The organism is Chelonobacter oris (genome assembly GCF_000772535.1).
Lineage (GTDB): Bacteria > Pseudomonadota > Gammaproteobacteria > Enterobacterales > Pasteurellaceae > Chelonobacter > Chelonobacter oris.
In genome coordinates this window covers 36088-49884 of record NZ_JSUM01000003.1, presented here as the reverse complement: position 1 = coordinate 49884, position 13797 = coordinate 36088, and the positions used below count along the sequence as shown (strand labels likewise).

Sequence of the window (13797 nt, the reverse complement as noted above, 5' to 3'; positions counted from 1 at the left end):
GCTAATTACAGAGACGCCAGCTCCACCAAAAAATATAGCATAGCTTATCGGAAAAGCCTAGAGAATCAACTTTCTCGACTTTTTCTTACCCGTAACTTATCACTGTTTTTTGCTGTTAATCCGGATATTTAGTAATACATTTAATTAGTAATATATTGATTTTTAGTTCACATAATTAAGGCAATAAAATGTTTTACAGATATAGGTAAATATGGGGTTACATGGAAAGAAAAATTAGCGGTATTGTCACTAAAGTGCGGTCAAAAGGCGGCTGTCATGCCACCTGATAAATTATGTCTTTTGGCTCTCATTATAATAGTTATACGCCTCATCAATGGACGGGAAGTTGTGCATATAGCCTTTCTCCAACACTGCGGCATTATCGCAATATTCACGAACAGCCGCCGGACTGTGAGACACCAGAATAATCGAACGATCTTTGCGTTTTTCAAACAGTTCATATTTGCACTTGGCTGAAAAGCGAGAATCTCCCACCGCAATTACTTCGTCAATCAAGTAACAATCGAATTCCACCGATAGCGACAATGCAAATGCTAAACGGGCTTTCATACCGGACGAATATTTTTTCACCGGCTCATACAAATAGTCCCCCAGTTCGGAAAATTCTTCCGTAAAACGCTTAACATAATCAATATCAACATCATAAATCCGGCAGATAAAACGCAAATTATCCATACCGGTCAAACTGCCCTGAAACGCACCGCTAAATGCCAACGGCCAAGAAATGCTCATGGTCCGGTCAATGATGCCGCTGGTCGGCGGCTCTACCCCGCTGATTAAACGAATCAATGTCGATTTTCCTGCGCCGTTACGTCCCAAAATCCCGATTTTTTCACCTTTTTCCAGATCGAAATTGATGTTGTGCAACACAGTGCGCCAACCGCTACGGGTTAAATAACGTTTGCTGACATCTTGTACCTTAATCATGATGGCTCAATTCCCTCACTAAAGTTTTTCACCATAAGCAAGCCTATCAACAACATTGCCAGATTACACACCAACAAAAACCATGGATTTTCATAAGTGGTCACCGTTGAACCGAAATAACCGTGGCGGAACATTTCGGTGCCGTGGATCATCGGGATCCAAAGAACATATTTGTGTACTTGCGGCGGTAGAGTATGCACAAAAAAGAAAGCGCCCGACAGCGGCAACATCACAAAACTAAGGGTTCCCCAAATTTTACCGAACGGCTCGACATGGTAGGCAATAGAACAAATGATTAACCCCAATCCCGTAGCAAACATGGCCATTAACATCCAAGCCAGCAACATATAAAAAATATCTTGCGGCGGATCGATCCAATTAATTGCTATTAACACCGCCATAATCGTTATTTGTGCGATAGTCGCACCAGCAACCTCTAATAACATTCGGCTAAACAAAGTATCCAATACCCGTACATTGCGGTGATATAACAGGCTGATATTGGCAGAAATCGCCCCAATCGCTTTATTGGAAGCATTGCGCCACATCATCGCCATCGGATAGCCGGTAATGACAAAGGCAATAATATTGAGTGTAGACACCCGATCCGCACGTAGAAATTTCCACAACAACACAATCACTAATGTCAATAATAGCGGCTCTACAAATAACCACAAAAAACCGATATTTTGACGACCATAGCGAGTGATGATTTCACGCAGCAATAAAGCGCCAATCACCCGCTGTTGAATAGCAAACGATTGTCGCAGTGTTGTTTTATCCCCGTATTGCATCAGTTTTTATGCTCTCTTACACTGGCTAATAACAGACTCAATACCCCATATAACATTAAACCGATAATCAACGTGGCGAAAATATTGTAGATGCGATAAGGCTCCAACGCTAAATCCGGCTTACTCGGTTGGTTAATCACTTCCAGATATAATTGTTGTCGTTCGGCTTCCTCTTTTGCATTTTGCAGTGACGTAATCGCAGTACTCAACTGCTGCTGAGCCAAGGTATTATCCAATACCAAACGTTGATATTCTGCCGTTTGGTTGGCAATCGAATCGCCACCGCCGAAAATCGTCTGTATTTGTTGTTGGATTTCAGCCCGAATACTTTTCTCTCTCGCCTGCAAGGTCTTCACTTGCGGGTTTTGCGGAGAAATCGCCCGCACCTGATCCAACTGGGTTTGGATATTAATCAGCTCATCTTGCAATTTGGAAATCAAAGTCAACTGAACTTCCGATTGCGCCTGTAAATCAAAGATCCCGTTTTTGATCCGATATTCGCTTAATGCCGAAGCAGAATCCGTCACCCGTTGTTCCGCATCTTTCACCGACTGCTCGGCGAAGATAATCGTATCTCTTCTTGCCCGTTCATTCAGACGGTTAATCAATGTTTCACCCAAGCGCAATAATTCCGCATTGATTTTCTGCCCGTCTTCGGCATTAAATGCCCGAACGCTCAAGGTTGCAATGCCGGAAACCGAATCCAGATTTACCGACTCCCGTGTCTGGAAATAACGATAGAACGCTTCTTGTTCATCGTTTAATCCCAACGGATTAAAGCGACTGAAGAAATCGCCTTCATCTTCATAAAAAGATCGCATCGGCAATACGCTTTCCAGCTGTTCCAACACATTCCGCGAACGCATAAACTCCTGCACCGTATAGGTGTCGTCCTGCGAACGGGCGAAGCCCACGCTTTGCAGTAATGCACCAAATCCGCTCAATGAAGCCTGACTACGAGAGGAACGCACCACAAAGCTGGATTCCGAAATATAAATATCCGAAGCCCAAAAAGTGAAATAGAACACCGAACAAAAAGTCGGAATCAGCACCGTAATCCAAAAGAGCGGATTAAATTTTTTCCAAAGGGTCTTCGCATATTTCTTACCTTGCGGCGGCGACAATTGTGCCGGTTTTTCAGCAACTAAAGTGGTTTCCGTCATTATTTGCTCCACTAATCTTGTAAATTATTGACACTGTTAGCCGTACTGGTCACCGGCGAGGTAATCGAGAAAATGATTCTCAAGAATTTTTGGAATTCCGCCAACGGCGCATTGGAAACATACACAATGTCTTTGTTTTGAATCGGGAAGCGTTGTAACCAAAACAGCGATTTCGGCTCTAACAAATTAATCCGGTAAACGGTCGGCACATCCATGCCCACACCATAACCACGAGCCTGCCAAGTCGCTTTCTCTTCCGCATTCAATTTTTCAAACGGCAAATAACGGAACACAAACACCCCGCGCGGATCGGAACGGGTATCAATCAAACCGCCCATCCGTCCGATAGCCTCAGCCAACGTCAACCCTTTCGCCGAAAACCGCACTTCACGATTACTGCCCACCGCCCCAAGTGCGGTAAAACTTAACGGATTATTCAACAGCGAAATCACATCACCGGAACGCAATTTGATATTCTCGGTCGGATTAGACGCTAATTTTTCCAATGAAATCGTTTTCACTTGGTTGCCCCGGGTCAGCTGCACCGAAATATCATACGCATTTTCCGTTGCACCACCGACCGCCGCCACCGCATCCAACACCCGTTCACCGTGTGCAGTTAATGGCATGCGAATACTGTTACCCTGCCGCAATACCGTAACATTGGCTGAATTATTTTTGACTAAACGCACCATTGCCTGCGGTTGGTTTGCCATTGGTGACAAACGGCGCACAATATCCTTCTGAATCTGCTCCGGCGTTTTGCCATGGACGGAAATCGCCCCCAAAAACGGAATCGTGATTTTTCCGCTTTCACTCACCATCTGCTCCGGCAAACTGGTCAACTGCGCGCCACCGGTGCCGCTTTGATTCAGCACCCCGCCGAACAACACCGCCGGCGGCGCTTCCCAAATCATTACATCCAGCGTATCACCGACACTTACTGCGCCGTTATAGCTGTTCGCATTGGCAAAATGGCTGAACGACTGCGCCAGTTGCTGATTAAAAAGTGCGGTCGCCACCGCATCTTGAACCTCAACGACCTCGACAGTCGGCAGATTTTCATCACCTTGATCCTGCAAATCCATCACACGGCTTTGGCTAGGTCCCGAAGTCGGCATTAATGAACACCCTGATAATGCTACCAACATTCCAATTGATAACTTACTAAAATTTATCCAATGCATTTATTAGCCTTTATATTTTTAAATAAATTATTCTGAAATGATTTTGTTAATATTTTGCTGAGCTATTAAATTAATACCTGTGATTTTCTTATGTCTTAAAAGAATTAAAACATAATGAATCTCAAATAATTTGATCAATGATGGCAGATAAAATCCATGTGACTCATCATCGATTCTTTCTATAAAAATCCTCGATTTTCTCAAGGGAGTTGTCATTAATAGTCCCATATTAGCAATATCTAACCTATGTAATCCATGCACTATATAAATAACACTATCATTTAAGAAAGCATTCAAATGTAAATCAAGATCTATTTTAATCGGTATTCTAGCAATATTATTTCGCAAAGTATTCCATGAAAGTGCACTGGTAACACCAAAATTAATCTGGGGATTAGATGCAAATATATTACCATTAAAAATAGAGCCAAAAAATATTGCAGCATATCCCGCCATTGAAGAACCAAAAAAAGTTATGTTTTCAGGAGGAAATTTATTCACATACTTACGTATTATTTCTTTATTAATCTTACCACCATCAAAACCTAAGTAATACATATTTTCAGGGTCAGAAAGAAATAACAATGATATTTTTGGATAATTTTTCATAGCATTTGTCAATGATTTATAACCTAAAAAATTAGGTTGATTATGACTAGAAAAAATAATTATTAAGTCCGTACTATTTTCTACTTCTATAAATTCCACATTCATCAATCAATACCTTTTGCTTCTGTATAAATAGATTCCACCCAACTATCAGTAGTAAAGTTTTCTACCTTATTGCGGATACGAATTCTGTCTGACATAGATATTTCTAGAGAATATAATTCATCAATTAACTGAATTGCTTTTGGAATATCCGCTATATGCCATTTCTTATCGTACATATAAGTAGCACAGCCAAATAAATTATCTTTCTTAAAATGTTGCTCTAAAAATTTCACTACCCCTACATCGGTACTAATAACAGGTACTCCTAGAGATAGAGCCTCTATCGCACTAACAGGTCCTCCCTCACATCTAGCTGTTATCAGTAACGCATCTAATTGGCTATAAACCTTTGGATATTCTTTATAAGTAATATTTTTATCCCTAGCATAATAAACCACATCAATATTACATCTTTCTAATTCATCAACTAAATACTCCCAGTTTTGACCTAGAATATGCAATTCAAAATCAAAATTATATAATTTCAATCTTGAAGCTATATCGAATAAATAATCACCTCCTTTCCTATATCCTTTAGGCTCAGCCATTTTACTTTTCTTCAATAAAGCCCTGTCAGTAGTTCCATAAGCTCGACCTACAAACCCTATTTTTAATTTATTTTTGGGCTTTTTATCCGTTTTTTTAACTAAATCTTTAATGAAAATAGTGTGATCATATCCGATAGGTACAAATTTATAATTATTTTTATTTGCAATAGGCAAACTTGGTCCATAACATTCTTCAAACTCACACACACCAACAACCATCCCAACAGTTGCCAATGAACGTGCTAAATTCATATAATCAAATTGGTATAAAGGTTCAAAACATGTTCCATGATGGATTGCTACTGAACGCTTTTTAATTTCATCAAATTTTAAATATAGATTTTTTGATTTAAAATCCTGTTCATACATTTTAGAAATTTCGGCATGAGATTGATTATTAATAAGATATTCAATATGCCATATTTCTTGTGGTCTCATCCATATATAGGCATCTGCATTCTCAATTGGAAAATCTGAATGCACACAACCAATATTAACAAAACGTTCAACAAGATCTTTAAATAGATATGATGGCTTATAGCAGATTATATTTATTATATTATTTTTTTTAATTTCTAAATTAGATGTAAATAATTGAATATTGTCAAGAAGTTCATTTACACACAATGAGCTTGGTTCATCTACTAAACAAGCATCCAATCTAACTTTATTATTAATTGTAAAGAAACCATCTTTATAAGTCAACAATAGCTCTTTATAAATATCATTAGTAGCTTGTATAAATATTAACTCTAAATTCAATTCTGAAAATCTATTTTTCCAAAAATCTAAAGAAACATCTTTAATTGATGAAATCACAATTATTTCTTTTCTTAAAGGAGTTATTTTATTTTTTATTAGTTCTTCATAAAGATCCGGTAAACTTGAAAAATCAGTCAGGATATTATTCTTCCTATCAATAAGGGACTTATTACTAAAATTTGGTATTAATCCATCGTAAGCATAAGAATTATTAACATTCTCAAGTAATGTGGCAATATCCTTATTAAGTTCCTTATCTATAACACCAAAGATATAACAAAAATCAGCTCCCAAAATAAAATCATAGCTAATTTTATCAAGATTATTTAGATTATCAGAATCTAAAATAAGTCCATATTTACTTATTTTCTTTTTATTTAAAATATCAAATTCGAATTTTCCCACATTAGTAAATATTGGAAATATGTTATTATCCAAACCAATAAAACTTGATGAAATCTCCATATTATTAGTAATTTCTTTAGAGAAGAGACTAAATAGATTGGAACGATAATCTTTAGATATCACACCATTAATATAAATTATTTTTTTCATTTAAAGAATCCTCCTAAAAATCTTAAAAAACCAAACTTACTATCTAACAAAAAAGCCTTTGGATTTTTTATTAGTTTTTTCAGTAATCTCTTGTTCTTACTAACATTATTTTTAACCCTCTCATTCTTATAACTAATATCTCTTGTCAATTTAGGCTGACCACCAACTAACTTAGACTTATTAATAGATTTAGCCCCACTATTGTTTATTTCTTTGTTACTATTTTTTTTACGGTCATCATTAGATAAAGAAGTAGAAACAGTATTATTCAATTTAATAAATGGTTTTATCCTCTCAAAAACTTTCTCTTTCTCCCCTTTTCCTATTAGCTCGCCAAAGAAAACTGACATATATTTGTAAAAATTCTGAATGTGTTCAGTCTTTAATTTAATATTATTAATATTTTCCTTGAATTCTTCAAGATCAGTGAAGTCATAAGTAAATCCCTTATTTCTATAAAAAGGTGAACCAAATGTTGCAACAATTTTATTTCTATACAATGCTTCTAATCCAGATTGGGAATTAAGTGTAATAACATAATCACATTTATCCAGTAGACCCTCTATAGATTTATCCTCATAAAGCTTGATACGTTTCTGAAAGCTTCCTGATTTTTGAGAAATAAAATCAGATAAATTTTGGTAAGTGCTACTAACTCCTTTATGTAGCTTATTCTTTTCATAAGGGTGTGTTTTAATGATAATATCTTTATTGCTATTATTTAGAATAATATCGATAATATTTTTATAAAAAGAAATCGAGTTCTTATACAGATTACCTTCTGAACAAATAGAAAAATCATTACTAACTTGTGCCAAAATTAAAATATAATTCTCCTCTATCACACTCGTATATGCAGGTTGTTTGACATTTTTATTATTTCTATTATCAAATTTTAGAGCGACATCATCATATTTTAAAGAGCTAGATTGATTAATTAAGATATTTTTGTAATAAAGATCACTCTGCAGCATGGTATTATTTGGTAGAGATTGATACCTTAATTCAAAATAAAAATCCCTCCCTGTAAGAAAGTGCTCCATACAAAAAACCGGCTTATTATTTAATTTCATAACCTCACAAAAAGCTCTCGTATAGATTGTGCTACCACCAAAACATAATCCTACAGATATTTTAGTGAAATTTATATTTTCTATCCAATAATCTATCCAAAATTTTGCCTCATTCACGGCACCTAATATATAGTGTGGATAATATTCAATAATATATTTCCAAAATGTATTTTCATCTATATTTTCCACACGTCTCCATAATTCTGTAGAAGCACACGCATAGAGTAACTCCATATAGATAATTGATTTAATATTATAACCTTTATATGATTTATTATCTAAACTATTTAATGAAATTGATTCTATATTATTTACTATATATTTAGTATAGTCTCCCCACTTTTTCTTTCTTTCTGAATGTCCTTTATCAAACTTAAAACTAAAACCATGCTTCTCTAAACATGCATATAATTCTGGAAAATTCTCTTTTTTAAAATTAAAATCATCACTAAATAAAATCATAATCCCCTCAAAATTTTAAATTAATTCATTAAGAATCTTTTCTACCGCCTTACCATCACCATAAGGATTGTGAGCCATAGACATGCTATTATATTCAACTTTATTAGTTAATAATAAATTAACTTCCTCAACAATTTTTCTAGTATCAGTTCCAACTAAGCGGACAGTTCCCGCTTCAACTGCTTCTGGACGTTCTGTAGTTTCTCTCATAACAAGCACAGGTTTACCTAATGATGGAGCCTCTTCTTGAATTCCGCCAGAATCCGTTAGAATTAAATATGAAGACTTCATTAGAAAAACAAAAGTAAGATAATCTAAGGGTTCAATTAAGTGTATATTTTTATGTTTTGATAAAATGCGATTGACAGGCTCTCTTACATTAGGGTTTAAATGTACTGGATAGACAAAGTGTACTTCGGGATGCATATAAGATAATTCAACTATGGCATGGCATATATTTTCAAATCCACTACCAAAATTTTCCCTACGATGCCCCGTTATTAATATTATTTTTTCATTTATAAAACTAAATTTACTAGTAAACTGTTTAATAAAGCTTGGAGAACTATCTAATTTTCTAGAAACTAAGAGCAAGGCATCTATCACTGTATTACCAGTAATAAAAATATCTTTTTTAGATACACCCTCTCTTAATAAATTATCTCTTGTACTTGATGTGGGTGTAAAATGATACTTCGCTATAGCTCCTGTCAATTTTCTATTACCTTCTTCAGGCCAAGGCGAGTAGATATCATGAGTTCTTAAACCAGCCTCAACGTGAGCTATATCAATTTTATTATAATAACCAGCTAGGGAGGTCGCTAAGGTAGTAGCAGTATCACCATGAACAAAAATGATACTTGGTTTATATTGATCAATTATTGGTTGTATATTTTCCAATATAGAAGATGTTATAGTGGAAAGACTTTGTTGCCTTTTCATAATACAAAGATCAAAATCTGGAGTAATCTCAAACAACTCCAACACTTGATCTAACATCTCTCTATGCTGGCCAGTAACACACACTTTATAATCAATACCCCTATTTTTCATACCATCGATCAAAGGTGCCATTTTAATGGCTTCAGGACGAGTGCCAAAAACTATAAGAGCTTTCAATGTATTCTCCTTAATTTTAACTGTTTAATAAGCTTTTTTTCAGTATAATGGAACAAGAATTTATTGTCTAACTTAATCAATCTAATTATCTTAATTCAATGGAACTACATTACTATGCTAAAACTCAAGACTCTCACAATTTCCAACAAATCCCCCTTCACCCTTTTCGGTGGTATCAACGTGCTTGAAGATCTGGATTCCACCCTAAAAGCCTGTGAACAATACGTGGCAGTAACTTCTAAACTCAATATTCCGTTTGTGTTTAAAGCCTCTTTTGACAAAGCGAACCGCTCTTCGATCCATTCTTACCGCGGTGTCGGGTTGGAAGAGGGGATGAAAATTTTTGCCCAAGTGAAAAAAGAATTTGGTGTGCCGGTGATCACCGATGTGCATGAACCTTGGCAAGCGGAACCTGTCGCCGAAGTGGTTGACGTGATTCAATTGCCTGCCTTTTTGGCACGTCAGACGGATTTAGTCCATGCGATGGCAAAAACCGGTCGGGTTATCAATATCAAAAAGCCGCAATTTTTAAGCCCGCATCAAATGGGCAATATTGTGGAGAAATTCAAAGAGGCAGGCAATGATCAACTGATTTTATGTGAGCGTGGGGTGAATTTCGGCTATGACAATTTGGTGGTCGATATGCTCGGCTTCGGGATCATGAAAAAAGTCAGTGGCGATATGCCGGTGATTTTTGACGTGACCCACTCACTGCAACAGCGTGAAGCCGGTGCTGCCGCTTCCGGCGGTCGCCGTAATCAGGTGCTGGATTTGGCTCTGGCAGGCATGGCAACTCGTTTAGCCGGTCTGTTTTTGGAATCGCACCCTAATCCGGATCAAGCGAAATGTGACGGCCCTAGTGCGTTACCGTTAAATTTGCTGGAAGACTTTTTAATCCGTGTGAAAGCCGTTGACGAAGCGGTGAAGTCAATGCCTGAATTGGATATTCGATAATTTCTGCTCATAATAATGCCGAGATAATTCTCGGCATTATTATTTATAGTGATAAAAATCTCAAAAAATAAACTTTTATACTCATAATCCTAAAATTTTCTTCATCTTCTGTATTATACTACCGCTATTCTACTCAACTTGATAATCACCTATGAAATCAAAAGCGCTTATTTTTTCGCATGGCATTTTGCGCATACCGCACTTGAATTCATTTTTGCTTGAAACTGAGCTTCAAGTAAAGCGCTTTTACGCTTCACCAAAAGTCGAGTGTGTCATCGGTTGGGGTTTACGGCCGTCAACGAAAAAAGCACGTGCTTATGCTGAAAAGCATCAGTTACCTTATATTGCGTTAGAAGACGGATTTTTGCGCTCCCTAGGGTTAGGTGTTGAAGGTTACCCGCCTTTTTCAATAGTCTATGACGATCTGGGCATTTACTACGACACGACCCGCCCGTCACGTTTGGAACAGCGGATTCTTGATGCCGATTTTTCCGGTACGGAATTACAACAAGCCGAAACCGCACTTGATTTAATTTGTCAGTATCAACTTTCCAAATATAACCACGCCCCTGATTTTTCCGCAACGCCGGCAGGTGATAAAAAAATCGTGTTGGTGATTGATCAAACTGTCGGCGATATGGCAGTAAAGTACGGGCAAGCCGACAGCAAACGCTTCCAATCCATGCTGCAAAGTGCGGTGGCGGAAAATCCTGATGCTGAAATTTGGGTGAAAACCCACCCTGATGTGATCAGCGGTAAGAAAAAAGGCTATCTGACCGCACTTACCGATAATGACAAAATCCGTTTATTGGCTGAAAATGTCAGCCCGCTTTCATTGTTGCAACAAGTCGATAAAGTTTATTGTGTGACTTCACAGATGGGCTTTGAAGCATTGCTGCTGAAAAAATCGGTCGTGACTTTTGGCGTACCTTGGTTCAGCGGTTGGGGATTAACCGATGATCGCCATGAAAAAATCAACGAATTACATCAACATCAACGCCGTGCCGACCGCACTTTATTGCAGTTATTTACGGCTGCCTATTTGCAATACAGCCGTTATATTAATCCGAATAACGGTGAGTCGGGTTCTATTTTTGATGTGATTGAATATCTATATCAAGCCAAATTATTAAACCAACGGTTGAGCGGCAATTTATATTGTATCGGCATGTCACTCTGGAAAAGAGCGGTTATTAAACCGTTTTTTAACCTCCCTTCCTGTAAACTGCATTTTATTTCCTCTATTAAACAGCTTCGAACCAAGCCATTGAAAAAAAATGCTCGTTTGCTTATTTGGAGCCAAGGCAAAGATGAAGTGCTTCAATTTGCCGCCCGCCGTAATTTACCGGTGTTGCGCATGGAAGACGGCTTTATCCGCTCGGTTGGTTTAGGCTCAAATCTGGTCGCACCACTTTCTTTGGTGATTGATGATCTCGGTATTTATTTCAATGCGCAAACCCCGTCACGTTTAGAAGAGATATTGCAAACCCATACTTTTTCAAATCGGGATTTGCAATCTGCCGAAATCTTAAAAGCGCAGTTAATTGCCGCCAATATCGGCAAATATAATGTGGGAGATGCCGATTTCCACCTGCAAACACAACAACAAAAAACAATTTTAGTCCCCGGTCAAGTGGAAGATGATGCCTCTATCCGTTTCGGTTCGCCGCAAATTAAAACCAATTTGGATTTGTTAAAGCAAGTGCGGTTGCTGAATCCTGAGGCGTATATTCTTTATAAACCGCACCCTGATGTGCTCAGCGGTAACCGTATCGGCGCAATCGATGTCAATACTGTGCTCGAATATGCCGATGAGGTGATTGAAACCGTCAACATTTTAACCTGTATTCAACAAGTGGACGAACTTCATACCATGACGTCGTTAGCCGGTTTTGAAGCATTATTGCGAGGAAAAACAGTGCATTGCTACGGTTTACCGTTTTATTCCAATTGGGGTTTAACGGTTGATCACCTTTTGCTGCCAAGACGACGGCGCAAACTCACGCCGGCGCAACTTATTTGTGCAACATTGGTTTATTATCCGCAATATGTCGATCCGCAAACACGGCGGATAATTAACGCCGAAACCGCCATCGCTATTTTACAGCAACAGAAATTACAGTTGAAAAATAGCGGCCTGCATCGACATTGGTTAAAAAAACAGCTTACAAAGCTAAAACATCTGTATTGGTCTCTAAAATAAGCGGTTAAATTTCTTTTTCTTATCCTGATTTGATAAGATATTTAAAATAATTATTCTGTTGGAGTTGTATGATTAATCATAATTTAGATGATCTCATCGTATCCGCTGATCGTATTTTACTGTTACAGGGCCCGATAGGTCATTTTTTCTACGATTTTTCCCTGTGGTTACAGTCACAGCAAAAAACAGTCTATAAAATTAATTTTAATGCCGGTGACGAGTATTTTTATCCGAATTCAACGGCGAATACTTTTGCATATCGTGATACGTTGGATAACTTTGCCGACTATCTGGCGGAATTATGCAAACGGCAGAATATTCACGCCATCGTCTGTTTTGGCGATAACCGCCATTATCATAAAATTGCCAAAAATGTGGGCAGTGCGTTGAACATTTCCTTTTGGGCATTTGAAGAGGGGTATTTTCGCCCCGACTACATCACATTGGAAAAAAACGGTGTTAATGCCTTTTCCACCATTCCGCGCGACAAAACGTTTTTTATGCATATCTGTCCGCAAGCGCCGGAGCCGCTGAGCACGGAAAAAGTCGCACAAGGCTTTTTACCGATGGCAAAACTAGCCGTCTGTTATTATTGGAATGCCTATACCAAACGCCGCCACTACCCTTATTATCAACACCATCGAATCTTAAATATCTTCTACTATATTAAATTATGGGGCATTTCCGGCATTAAACGGCTTAATTACGCCTTGCGTGACCGCACTTTTGCCCGCAAAGTCGAACAAGGTCGATTCGGACGGTTCTATATTCTGCCGCTTCAAGTTTATGATGACAGCCAAGTGCGGGTGCACAGTGATTACAGCAGTGTCGAATCTTTTTTGACTGCGGTATTGGATTCGTTTGTTAAACACGCACCGGCCGATTTAACCCTGATCGTCAAACATCACCCGATGGATCGGGGCTTTATTGATTACGGAAAAACCATTAAAGCCTATATCGCTCGGAATCCGGCGTTAAAAAAGCGGCTGTTCTATATCCATGATGTGCCGATGCCGGTTTTTTTACGGCACGGCGAAGGCATGGTGACATTAAACAGTACCAGCGGCATTTCCGCATTATTGCACGGTATGCCGGTTATGATACTCGGCAGAGCGCACTATAATATTCCCGGTTTAACTTACCAAGGAAAACTTGAGGCATTTTGGCATAATCCCGGCAAGCCTGATATGGATCTCTTTTCCGCTTACCGCCGTTTCCATCTGAATAAAACCCATATCAACGGCAGTTTTTACAACCGTGTTATTCTACGCTTTCCGTACAATCGCTAATCTCCTGTTTTTCAAATAAAAAAAAG

The 13797-nt window shown here is 38.0% G+C and carries 11 protein-coding genes; 3 read left to right on the top strand and 8 right to left on the bottom strand.

The features are described 5' to 3' along the window. Window positions 1-291: 291 nt before the first annotated feature. From OA57_RS01665 to wecB, 8 genes are read right to left on the bottom strand one after another with little or no spacing between them, the layout of a single operon-like run. Window positions 292-948, bottom strand: a complete 657-nt coding sequence (locus OA57_RS01665; RefSeq protein WP_034612642.1) for an ABC transporter ATP-binding protein — start codon at window positions 946-948, stop codon at window positions 292-294. Continuing rightward, window positions 945-1742: an ABC transporter permease gene (locus OA57_RS01660; protein WP_034612638.1), complete on the bottom strand. Its 798-nt coding sequence runs from the start codon at window positions 1740-1742 to the stop codon at window positions 945-947. Before OA57_RS01660 ends, OA57_RS01665 begins: the two co-directional genes overlap by 4 nt. Next, window positions 1742-2905, bottom strand: coding sequence for a capsule biosynthesis protein (locus OA57_RS01655; RefSeq protein WP_052122326.1), 1164 nt, complete (start codon window positions 2903-2905; stop codon window positions 1742-1744). Before OA57_RS01655 ends, OA57_RS01660 begins: the two co-directional genes overlap by 1 nt. 11 nt (window positions 2906-2916) lie before the next feature. Then, window positions 2917-4092, bottom strand: a complete 1176-nt coding sequence (locus tag OA57_RS01650) for a polysaccharide biosynthesis/export family protein (RefSeq protein WP_034612635.1) — start codon at window positions 4090-4092, stop codon at window positions 2917-2919. 27 nt (window positions 4093-4119) lie between these two features. Then, complete coding sequence (locus OA57_RS01645; RefSeq protein ID WP_034612633.1) at window positions 4120-4806, bottom strand: hypothetical protein; 687 nt, start codon at window positions 4804-4806, stop codon at window positions 4120-4122. Continuing rightward, the gene (locus OA57_RS01640) at window positions 4806-6671 is read right to left on the bottom strand and encodes a glycosyltransferase (RefSeq protein ID WP_034612630.1); all 1866 of its coding nucleotides are present in this window, start codon (window positions 6669-6671) and stop codon (window positions 4806-4808) included. The genes OA57_RS01645 and OA57_RS01640 overlap by 1 nt, the downstream gene beginning before the upstream one ends. Continuing rightward, on the bottom strand, window positions 6668-8206 hold the full coding sequence (locus OA57_RS01635; RefSeq protein WP_034612627.1) for a capsular polysaccharide export protein, LipB/KpsS family: 1539 nt from the start codon (window positions 8204-8206) through the stop codon (window positions 6668-6670). Before OA57_RS01635 ends, OA57_RS01640 begins: the two co-directional genes overlap by 4 nt. Window positions 8207-8221: 15 nt before the next feature. Further along, entirely contained in the window at window positions 8222-9325 is a 1104-nt protein-coding gene (gene wecB, locus OA57_RS01630) for a non-hydrolyzing UDP-N-acetylglucosamine 2-epimerase (RefSeq protein ID WP_034612624.1), read from the bottom strand. Between the two features lie 114 nt (window positions 9326-9439). Here wecB and kdsA point away from each other — a divergent pair, with 114 nt between their 5' ends. The 3 genes from kdsA (at window position 9440) to OA57_RS01615 (ending at window position 13771) form a co-directional block, all read left to right on the top strand. After that, a complete protein-coding gene (kdsA, locus tag OA57_RS01625) occupies window positions 9440-10279 on the top strand; it encodes a 3-deoxy-8-phosphooctulonate synthase (protein WP_034612621.1) in 840 nt (279 codons plus the stop codon). 151 nt (window positions 10280-10430) lie between these two features. Beyond that, on the top strand, window positions 10431-12482 hold the full coding sequence (locus OA57_RS01620; protein WP_034612618.1) for a capsular polysaccharide biosynthesis protein: 2052 nt from the start codon (window positions 10431-10433) through the stop codon (window positions 12480-12482). A 68-nt stretch (window positions 12483-12550) separates the two neighbouring features. Beyond that, the gene (locus tag OA57_RS01615) at window positions 12551-13771 is read left to right on the top strand and encodes a capsule biosynthesis protein (RefSeq protein ID WP_034612615.1); all 1221 of its coding nucleotides are present in this window, start codon (window positions 12551-12553) and stop codon (window positions 13769-13771) included. Window positions 13772-13797 lie beyond the last annotated feature (26 nt).

Bases quoted from the DNA above. Each gene is read 5' to 3' on its own strand.
- OA57_RS01665 (WP_034612642.1), bottom strand. From the start codon at position 948: ATGATTAAGGTACAAGATGTCAGCAAACGTTATTTAACCCGTAGCGGT.
- OA57_RS01660 (WP_034612638.1), bottom strand. From the start codon at position 1,742: ATGCAATACGGGGATAAAACAACACTGCGACAATCGTTTGCTATTCAA.
- OA57_RS01655 (WP_052122326.1), bottom strand. From the start codon at position 2,905: ATGACGGAAACCACTTTAGTTGCTGAAAAACCGGCACAATTGTCGCCG.
- OA57_RS01650 (WP_034612635.1), bottom strand. From the start codon at position 4,092: ATGCATTGGATAAATTTTAGTAAGTTATCAATTGGAATGTTGGTAGCA.
- OA57_RS01645 (WP_034612633.1), bottom strand. From the start codon at position 4,806: ATGAATGTGGAATTTATAGAAGTAGAAAATAGTACGGACTTAATAATT.
- OA57_RS01640 (WP_034612630.1), bottom strand. From the start codon at position 6,671: ATGAAAAAAATAATTTATATTAATGGTGTGATATCTAAAGATTATCGT.
- OA57_RS01635 (WP_034612627.1), bottom strand. From the start codon at position 8,206: ATGATTTTATTTAGTGATGATTTTAATTTTAAAAAAGAGAATTTTCCA.
- kdsA (WP_034612621.1), top strand. From the start codon at position 9,440: ATGCTAAAACTCAAGACTCTCACAATTTCCAACAAATCCCCCTTCACC.
- OA57_RS01620 (WP_034612618.1), top strand. From the start codon at position 10,431: ATGAAATCAAAAGCGCTTATTTTTTCGCATGGCATTTTGCGCATACCG.
- OA57_RS01615 (WP_034612615.1), top strand. From the start codon at position 12,551: ATGATTAATCATAATTTAGATGATCTCATCGTATCCGCTGATCGTATT.